The sequence below is a fragment of the Microcoleus sp. A003_D6 genome, assembly GCF_036702825.1.
Taxonomy (GTDB): Bacteria; Cyanobacteriota; Cyanobacteriia; order Cyanobacteriales; family Microcoleaceae; genus Microcoleus.
In genome coordinates, this window is record NZ_JAUBWA010000066.1 from 1 (window position 1) to 9,386 (window position 9,386).

Annotated in this window: 1 protein-coding gene, 1 pseudogene and 1 CRISPR repeat array; the gene and the pseudogene both read right to left on the minus strand. The window is 48.2% G+C overall.

Going from position 1 to position 9,386, the window contains the following annotated elements:
- Positions 1 to 97: 97 nt before the first annotated feature.
- A CRISPR array of direct repeats spans positions 98 to 6,611; the repeat unit is 37 nt; unit sequence GTTTCAATCCCTGATAGGGATTTAGGGTTTTTCCGGC.
- 279 nt (positions 6,612 to 6,890) lie between these two features.
- Positions 6,891 to 9,008: a DNA-binding protein gene (locus tag QUB70_RS18680; protein ID WP_332982625.1), complete on the minus strand. Its 2,118-nt coding sequence runs from the start codon at positions 9,006 to 9,008 to the stop codon at positions 6,891 to 6,893.
- A 191-nt stretch (positions 9,009 to 9,199) separates the two neighbouring features.
- Positions 9,200 to 9,386, minus strand: a pseudogene (locus QUB70_RS18685) (Uma2 family endonuclease); the annotation flags it as partial.

Here is a 9,386-nt window from a genome sequence, read left to right on the forward strand (position 1 = left end):
TTGCACACGCGGAGCGTTCAAACCAGTCAAAGTCTTTCTCTGTCCAGGTTTTAGGCTTTTTCGGCAAGCCCTATTTAGTTTTGCACCGGCATTTACCGTTTCAATCCCTGATAGGGATTTAGGGTTTTTCCGGCAGAATGCTGTGAATTCGTTGCCAAGAGCTATCTGCGTTTCAATCCCTGATAGGGATTTAGGGTTTTTCCGGCTGTTTTGCTTTGGCTTGCCGGATAGCGACAATCGTTTCAATCCCTGATAGGGATTTAGGGTTTTTCCGGCGTATACGCAAGCTCTCTAAGGCTCGCTGTAAAAAGTGTTTCAATCCCTGATAGGGATTTAGGGTTTTTCCGGCTTTCAAGGTTCAGTTCAGCCTCGCAGGGCGAGTAGTAAAGAGTTTCAATCCCTGATAGGGATTTAGGGTTTTTCCGGCTTCTATTAGCCTTAAATCCAGCTTCCATGTGAGAGTTTCAATCCCTGATAGGGATTTAGGGTTTTTCCGGCGAGTGCCTTTGAATTCCAAAGATTAATGTTAGCCGAAATGGTTTCAATCCCTGATAGGGATTTAGGGTTTTTCCGGCAAGAAATCTCTCAATTTTGCCCTTGATGCTGTCAGTTTCAATCCCTGATAGGGATTTAGGGTTTTTCCGGCGTGGGATTTTGGGGGACACTTGGCGATCGAGTGGTTTCAATCCCTGATAGGGATTTAGGGTTTTTCCGGCTTCACCTAGCGAAAAATGAATACCTCAATCATAGCAGTTTCAATCCCTGATAGGGATTTAGGGTTTTTCCGGCAGTATCGGGCCGCAAAAATCTTGTCGAGCTTCGTTTCAATCCCTGATAGGGATTTAGGGTTTTTCCGGCGTGAAAGTCGCAAACAGACCCAGCGAGCTGGCGAGTTTCAATCCCTGATAGGGATTTAGGGTTTTTCCGGCCAATCTCGGTTCGGGATTGTCGTCAATGGTTTCGGCGATCGTGTTTCAATCCCTGATAGGGATTTAGGGTTTTTCCGGCATGGATAAGCTTACTGGAAACGTTAATGATTAATGTTTCAATCCCTGATAGGGATTTAGGGTTTTTCCGGCGCGATCGCCCTCACCCAGCGATCGCCTTCATTCCGTTTCAATCCCTGATAGGGATTTAGGGTTTTTCCGGCAGCCTTTGGGTCTTCATAGAATTGGGTCATCGTGCGTTTCAATCCCTGATAGGGATTTAGGGTTTTTCCGGCTCAGAAAAAGTCCAACGGCCAGTACCAGTGGATCTGTGTTTCAATCCCTGATAGGGATTTAGGGTTTTTCCGGCATGCGGGCAGTCATCTTGTTCTCTGAAGAATTAGGTTTCAATCCCTGATAGGGATTTAGGGTTTTTCCGGCCCAACGCGCGATCGGTTCCATCATTTTCTGCCCGGTTTCAATCCCTGATAGGGATTTAGGGTTTTTCCGGCGTTCAATGCCGTTGCCAACAATCGTAAACGTTTAGTTTCAATCCCTGATAGGGATTTAGGGTTTTTCCTGCTCAAAAATTGTTAGCTGTTTATTGGGAGATTCAGAAGCAGTTTCAATCCCTGATAGGGATTTAGGGTTTTTCCGGCTCGGATGAAGTCGCCACGCATAAAGCAGATGCGGAACGTGGAGGTTTCAATCCCTGATAGGGATTTAGGGTTTTTCCGGCTTTCGCAGGCATCAAACAGCTTAGGAAGCGAAGGAGGTTTCAATCCCTGATAGGGATTTAGGGTTTTTCCGGCTTGAGTATTCCGGTCAAGAGTCGGATGAAATTCAGTTTCAATCCCTGATAGGGATTTAGGGTTTTTCCGGCTATGTACTCATTCGAGGAAGTCCTTAAAAATATCGTTTCAATCCCTGATAGGGATTTAGGGTTTTTCCGGCTCAAATATTTTAGTCCATAAATTGTAGGATATTTGGTTTCAATCCCTGATAGGGATTTAGGGTTTTTCCGGCTTGATTGCGTCGCGCTCTTCTTTGGTGAAGTACCGCGGGTTTCAATCCCTGATAGGGATTTAGGGTTTTTCCGGCTGGCACTTTGAGCCTTACGAATAGAAGCTTTTTCCTTCTCGTTTCAATCCCTGATAGGGATTTAGGGTTTTTCCGGCGGACGCTGGTTGGTCGTTTTCGACTGCGACGACCTACTCCCGTTTCAATCCCTGATAGGGATTTAGGGTTTTTCCGGCTTCAGTCGCCTTGTTTGGTCAGAGGTAAATAGGTTCGCCGTGTTTCAATCCCTGATAGGGATTTAGGGTTTTTCCGGCGAGAAAATTGAGCTCTACTGTGTCTGATAATTGAGCCAGTTTCAATCCCTGATAGGGATTTAGGGTTTTTCCGGCCAGGCTTCGGCTGGATGTCTTGTTGGGCGTAGTAGACTTGGTTTCAATCCCTGATAGGGATTTAGGGTTTTTCCGGCTATTGCCCGTTGTTGGTCAGCTCGCATCACTGGAAGTGATGTTTCAATCCCTGATAGGGATTTAGGGTTTTTCCGGCTCAGGGAATAAGAACATAGGGGGCTGTAACGGGTGGTTTCAATCCCTGATAGGGATTTAGGGTTTTTCCGGCACTATTCTTGCCCCCAAATCTACCGTCTTTACCGCGATCGTTTCAATCCCTGATAGGGATTTAGGGTTTTTCCGGCCTGCGTACCCCAGGTAATCACGAGCTGGCGAGGTGTCTTGGTTTCAATCCCTGATAGGGATTTAGGGTTTTTCCGGCGCAATGTAAATGAAATCCAAAAAATAATAATTAGTTTCAATCCCTGATAGGGATTTAGGGTTTTTCCGGCATCCGAAAATTAACAAGTTAGTAAAATGTGTTCGTTTCAATCCCTGATAGGGATTTAGGGTTTTTCCGGCTTATTCTTTTTAGACTCAAGAACAATCGGCTCAGCTTCAAGGTTTCAATCCCTGATAGGGATTTAGGGTTTTTCCGGCTTTCTTGTCACCAGGCAAACGCTGACGTTGCATTGTGTTTCAATCCCTGATAGGGATTTAGGGTTTTTCCGGCTCTTTTTCTAAATTACTTAGTCAAAAGGAGTTGGTTTCAATCCCTGATAGGGATTTAGGGTTTTTCCGGCCTGATACCGCTTTTTTCCGAAGTTACGTGAGTTTGGTAGTTTCAATCCCTGATAGGGATTTAGGGTTTTTCCGGCCTAGGTAACTTTTGATAAGTTTCTCCCCAAGTCAAAGTTTCAATCCCTGATAGGGATTTAGGGTTTTTCCGGCACTTGACTACCCCCATTTGTACTCTTAAATTAATGTTTCAATCCCTGATAGGGATTTAGGGTTTTTCCGGCACACAGCGGAAGTTCGAGCGCTCATTGGAACGAGTTTCAATCCCTGATAGGGATTTAGGGTTTTTCCGGCAATTCTGGAAAGCGAGAAACCGACTGATAAAAAGTTTCAATCCCTGATAGGGATTTAGGGTTTTTCCGGCTTGCCGGCAAAGCCGTCTGGATAAAAGGAGAGGGGGTAATGTTTCAATCCCTGATAGGGATTTAGGGTTTTTCCGGCATAACAGTCTCTTCCTTAAATTAATTATTTAATGTTTCAATCCCTGATAGGGATTTAGGGTTTTTCCGGCTAAACTCTTTGTCATTTTTTTCAGCTATTTTTTGTTAGTGTTTCAATCCCTGATAGGGATTTAGGGTTTTTCCGGCACAAGCTGACCGCCGCGCCCGCCGACTGTGGCCATGTCGTTTCAATCCCTGATAGGGATTTAGGGTTTTTCCGGCAGAGTTTCACTCAAAGTAGCTGCAATCAATAAATCGTTTCAATCCCTGATAGGGATTTAGGGTTTTTCCGGCAGTGATAGCAAAGTGATAGCAAAGTGATAGCAATCTCGTTTCAATCCCTGATAGGGATTTAGGGTTTTTCCGGCCAACAATGGCAGGCAAAGATGTTCAAGGATTTAGTGTTTCAATCCCTGATAGGGATTTAGGGTTTTTCCGGCTCGGTTTCCTACTGGGTCAACATCCAGTAAAGGTCGGTTTCAATCCCTGATAGGGATTTAGGGTTTTTCCGGCCCAACTTCTAAAAATCCGTTGTGGCGCTGGCTCTTGTTTCAATCCCTGATAGGGATTTAGGGTTTTTCCGGCGGCGGTACAGGCAACGAGGAATGCGAGGATTATGTTTCAATCCCTGATAGGGATTTAGGGTTTTTCCGGCAATGAGTTTACAACTACGTCTATTCGGCGGTGGTGCGTTTCAATCCCTGATAGGGATTTAGGGTTTTTCCGGCGTAATCTCATCCACTAGCTCTACATGGTCACATACGGCGTTTCAATCCCTGATAGGGATTTAGGGTTTTTCCGGCATTACCGTGAGAGATTCATGACTACTAAAAAGCTGTTGGTTTCAATCCCTGATAGGGATTTAGGGTTTTTCCGGCTCGCCATTTCCCAGCCTTCGGCAGCGTAATTCTTTAAAGTGTCGGCGTTTCAATCCCTGATAGGGATTTAGGGTTTTTCCGGCTGGATTCATTAGCAAAGCACCATCGTGGAGCCGTTTCAATCCCTGATAGGGATTTAGGGTTTTTCCGGCTCGATTCGCACCCGCGCATCGTTTTCGGCTTTATCAATCCCAAGTTTCAATCCCTGATAGGGATTTAGGGTTTTTCCGGCTCAAGTATCAGAAGCCACGGGTTTAAGTCCTACGTTTCAATCCCTGATAGGGATTTAGGGTTTTTCCGGCGCAAAAAAGTATCTCCTCGAACCTCTTCCGTCATCCTATTTTGTTTCAATCCCTGATAGGGATTTAGGGTTTTTCCGGCGTGAACTTGGGCAATGCAATGGCCAATCTCAGAGGTTTCAATCCCTGATAGGGATTTAGGGTTTTTCCGGCGCAGCCATTCCGTTAAGTTGGCGCTCGCTCCAAACGTTTCAATCCCTGATAGGGATTTAGGGTTTTTCCGGCTCTATCATTGCCCGCATGATGGGGGATTTTTTTTGGGATGTTTCAATCCCTGATAGGGATTTAGGGTTTTTCCGGCGCAATTGAATCTAAGAAATAATGATTCCATTAATCCTGTTTCAATCCCTGATAGGGATTTAGGGTTTTTCCGGCGCTTCACATTCTGGAGTATTAGCACCAGCATTAAAAAGTTTCAATCCCTGATAGGGATTTAGGGTTTTTCCGGCGTGGAGCAAACAATCGTTACACAGAGCGAGGGTGGAGTTTCAATCCCTGATAGGGATTTAGGGTTTTTCCGGCGTAATCAATCTGGCTCAAATCCTCCTCCGAAGGGGTTTGGGTCTTGTTTCAATCCCTGATAGGGATTTAGGGTTTTTCCGGCGCAAGCAAGTTCAAAGCGTTCTAGAATGTCAAGCCGTTTGTCAGTTTCAATCCCTGATAGGGATTTAGGGTTTTTCCGGCTTGTTGATTGCCCGGAGTGGCTCTATGGAATTACCGGTTTCAATCCCTGATAGGGATTTAGGGTTTTTCCGGCTCGCCACAAAAGACAAAAGGCTAATGGAAATAGAGGCGTTTCAATCCCTGATAGGGATTTAGGGTTTTTCCGGCAGTCTCCGATGCTGTACCGCGCGGTTGATATGTCGAGTTTCAATCCCTGATAGGGATTTAGGGTTTTTCCGGCGCGCGGCATCTGGCGGGCAAAAATCCAACTCTTCGTTTCAATCCCTGATAGGGATTTAGGGTTTTTCCGGCATTCGGAAGATTACGATTTTAGGTATTACTCAAGTTTCAATCCCTGATAGGGATTTAGGGTTTTTCCGGCGTAAAAAATTTGGTGTTGCTGATGATTTAATTGAGTTTCAATCCCTGATAGGGATTTAGGGTTTTTCCGGCTTGCAATATGGCTCTCAGCGAACTCCCCCCCGACGAACCGTTTCAATCCCTGATAGGGATTTAGGGTTTTTCCGGCGTTGCTAAGTATTTGATTTGATTTTGATTCATTGTTGTTTCAATCCCTGATAGGGATTTAGGGTTTTTCCGGCCTTGTGTCAGGCGTTTCACTTAACTATAGCAGTGTGTTTCAATCCCTGATAGGGATTTAGGGTTTTTCCGGCCATAAGGCTCACCGAGGGTATGAGCGTGTAGTGGCTGACGTTTCAATCCCTGATAGGGATTTAGGGTTTTTCCGGCTAGTGGCTGACAATGAATTAAAAAAAGTGCGGGCTGTTTCAATCCCTGATAGGGATTTAGGGTTTTTCCGGCTCTGATTCGGCCCGATAGGACTGTAGGAACCGCTGTTTCAATCCCTGATAGGGATTTAGGGTTTTTCCGGCTTGCCCGTTATCTTGATGGTCAAGACAACAGCTATCGTTTCAATCCCTGATAGGGATTTAGGGTTTTTCCGGCGAAAATCGGATTCTTCCTCCAGTGGGACTACGAATATGTTTCAATCCCTGATAGGGATTTAGGGTTTTTCCGGCGGGGAGGGATAGATTTAAGTATCGAGGCTGAGCGGTTTCAATCCCTGATAGGGATTTAGGGTTTTTCCGGCCTTAATTCGCCTCAAAGTGATATCCAAAGATAGAAGAGTAAGTTTCAATCCCTGATAGGGATTTAGGGTTTTTCCGGCGGGAAAGATATTGAGTAGCTAAATCATAATAAACGGTTTCAATCCCTGATAGGGATTTAGGGTTTTTCCGGCAGCCCGTTCCAGAAGCCTTGCTGTATTTGGTTTTCAAGGTTCAGTTCCGTGAATCTAAAACAAAAGTACCATTCCAGCCTTCGACTTGTCAACACCCAATTTTTCATACTCACCCCAAAGCCTTATTCTGTAATACTTTCAGACTTTCCGTGAATCGTATTTTCAGACAGAGAGCCTCAAACTCTTGCAGCACGTACATTGTAGCCCCAAAATTTAACACCTCAATTTTTACACCTACCGATTCACGGATTTTCCACCCAAAAACACACATCAACCCGATCACCACTTCCCCAAAGCCCCCCAAACAGAACCCGAAACCACCCCCCAAATCGCCCCCAAACCAGCCCCCACGATCGCCCCCGCCACAGGCCCCAACTCCACCGGTACCCCAGCGCTGACAGCCGGAAACATCGCAGACACCACCGCCCCCAACACAGAACCCGCGAAAGTCCCCAAAAAACTGCCCCAAATCGCCCCCAAAGCCGCACCCTTCATCCCCGAAGGCTGAAACGACACCGGCAGCTTCGGCGAAAACCCGCAAAAACCCAATAAACCGCCAGAAACCAAACCCCCAACCGCACCCACACCCGCCGCCACGATCGCCACACCCAGCAGCAAACCCGCAAACTCGTTCACCGGACGCATCTGACCGTTATATTGCTGCCAAACCACCAACCCCGCCCCCAAACAAACACCAGCCACAGTCCCCAAAAACGCTCCCCAAACCGCCCCCAAATATCCTCCCCGCCGGCCCCACACTTTCCCCACCGGCATCGCCAGAGGAGGCCGAAAAGCAGCCCAAACACAGCCCCAGACAGTACCAACCCCCGCGCCAGACAAAATCGCTTCCCCGATCGCCGGATTGTTATTAATCGCCCCAGACACCGCACCCGCGATCGCCGCCAACAAAAAAGCCCCCCAAGCCGCCCCCACCAAAACTCCCCCCCACTTCCGCCAAATCTGGTTCGGCGACAAAGTAAAAATGCCCCACATCATCCCAAAAAAACTGCCCCAAATCGAACCGACAAAAATCGCCCCCAAAATAGCGCCGCCGCCCTCAGCGATTGCCGAAACAACCCCCGCCACCGCCGCCAAACACAAACTCCCCCAAACACCTCCCCAACCAGCATCCTGAAAAATGCGCTCAAACTTGCCAACCGGAGCCCTCGGCGCAGGAGTCCGACTCCGAGAAGACATCGGCATCGGTAGCAGCGGCACTTGGTACTGGCCGAGTGGGCGCGTCAGCCCCGTGGCGGGCTGTTGCCGGCGCATTGCGGGCTCCCTCACAGGAGGCGGTGGTAACGGCTTTTTACGCTTGGTTTTCGCGGGCTGCAAGTGCAATCCGTTGCTGACTGCTTGCCGCGAAGGAAACGGATCGCGACCTTTGAGGAGTTTTGCCCGATCGCACCAAGGGCACCGAGTCAGATGATTTCCGTATTTATGCTGACTATTTTTGCTGCAAGTTACCAAAGCATCTTCTGCTTCCCGAATCGCATTCACCCAAGTTTTCGCATCCGGGCGCGCCGCAGGATTGCCGTGTCCTTCCTCAAAACAGCGGACAAACATCTGCCGCAGCCGGGGATGCAGCATTTCCAAAGGAGGCGCAGCGGGCATCGGGCGGTAGGGAATTCGCTTCGTACCTGTGGGGAAATGGCCCGATCGAATTCTCGCTTCCAAAGCCGGCGGTTCGTCGCTACCGAGATAAACTCCCGAAAACGGGTGCGTACCTTCCATCAGCAGTTGAAAAATTAATACCGCTAAACCGAACAAATCGTGCTCTGGAGCTCGATCGATATCGCGGAAAGTCTGCCCCTGCAATTCCGGCGGCGTAAACTCCGGTTTCCCCACGGGACACCGATAAACGTAACCGGTATAAGGATCGCGCACTTGAAACGAATCTGTGTCTACCAGCGTTACCAACGCCGTATCCGTGACGAGAATGTTCGACTCGTTTACGTCGCCGATGACGTAACCCCTGACGTGGAGGGCGTTTACAGCCGAGGCGAGATTTCGGGCGGTACGGTGGAGGTAAAGATAGTTAAATAGCGGTTTTTGTTCGCGCCTGGTTTTGGGAGTGTAGAAAGTGTGTACCGGCAGCGCTTTCTTGACGCGCGGCATCACAAAACCGACGATTTTTTCGCGCCCGCCGACAGTATGCAGCAAATCGATCGGCCAAGCAATTGAGGCGTGTCCCGGTTCGGCGATCGGCGCATCCGGCGGCATACTGAACATGACTGTGAGTTTGTCGCCGTCTTCGTCTGTCGGTCTGTGGTAAATTTTTGCTACTAGGGACGAGTCTTGGGCGATCGGGTAGATGCGACCTTCACCGCCGCTGGCGATCGCGGTGTTGGTGTCGATCGCGATCAGTTGTCCGCTAAATTGGCGCTGCAACTGCATAGAATTCGGTTAGGGTATGGGGCATCAATCGATTTTAGATTTTAGATTAGGGATTTTAGATTAAATAAAGCTACCCCACTGATAAATCCGTAATTCTATTCTATTGTGGAGTGGGACTCCGATCTCGCCCTTGAAAACTCAGCAACAGGCTTTCGGGCCTGTTCCACAATAATGCAATTTTGCAGTTGTGCTTACAATTCATTGGGATCGATTCCCATTTCTCGGAGTCTTGATTCTAAGGCTTGCGATCGCGACCGTTGTTGTTCCAGCAGCGTTTCTGCTTGTTCCAGCAGCGTTTCTGCTTGTTCGGCCCGCAGCCGTTCTTGTTCGGCCCGCGCCTCGGCTTGCTGTCGCAGTCGATCGAGTTCCACAAAACTC

Coding starts and splice junctions, on each gene's coding strand:
- QUB70_RS18680 (WP_332982625.1), bottom strand. CDS start 9,008: ATGCAGTTGCAGCGCCAATTTAGCGGACAACTGATCGCGATCGACACC.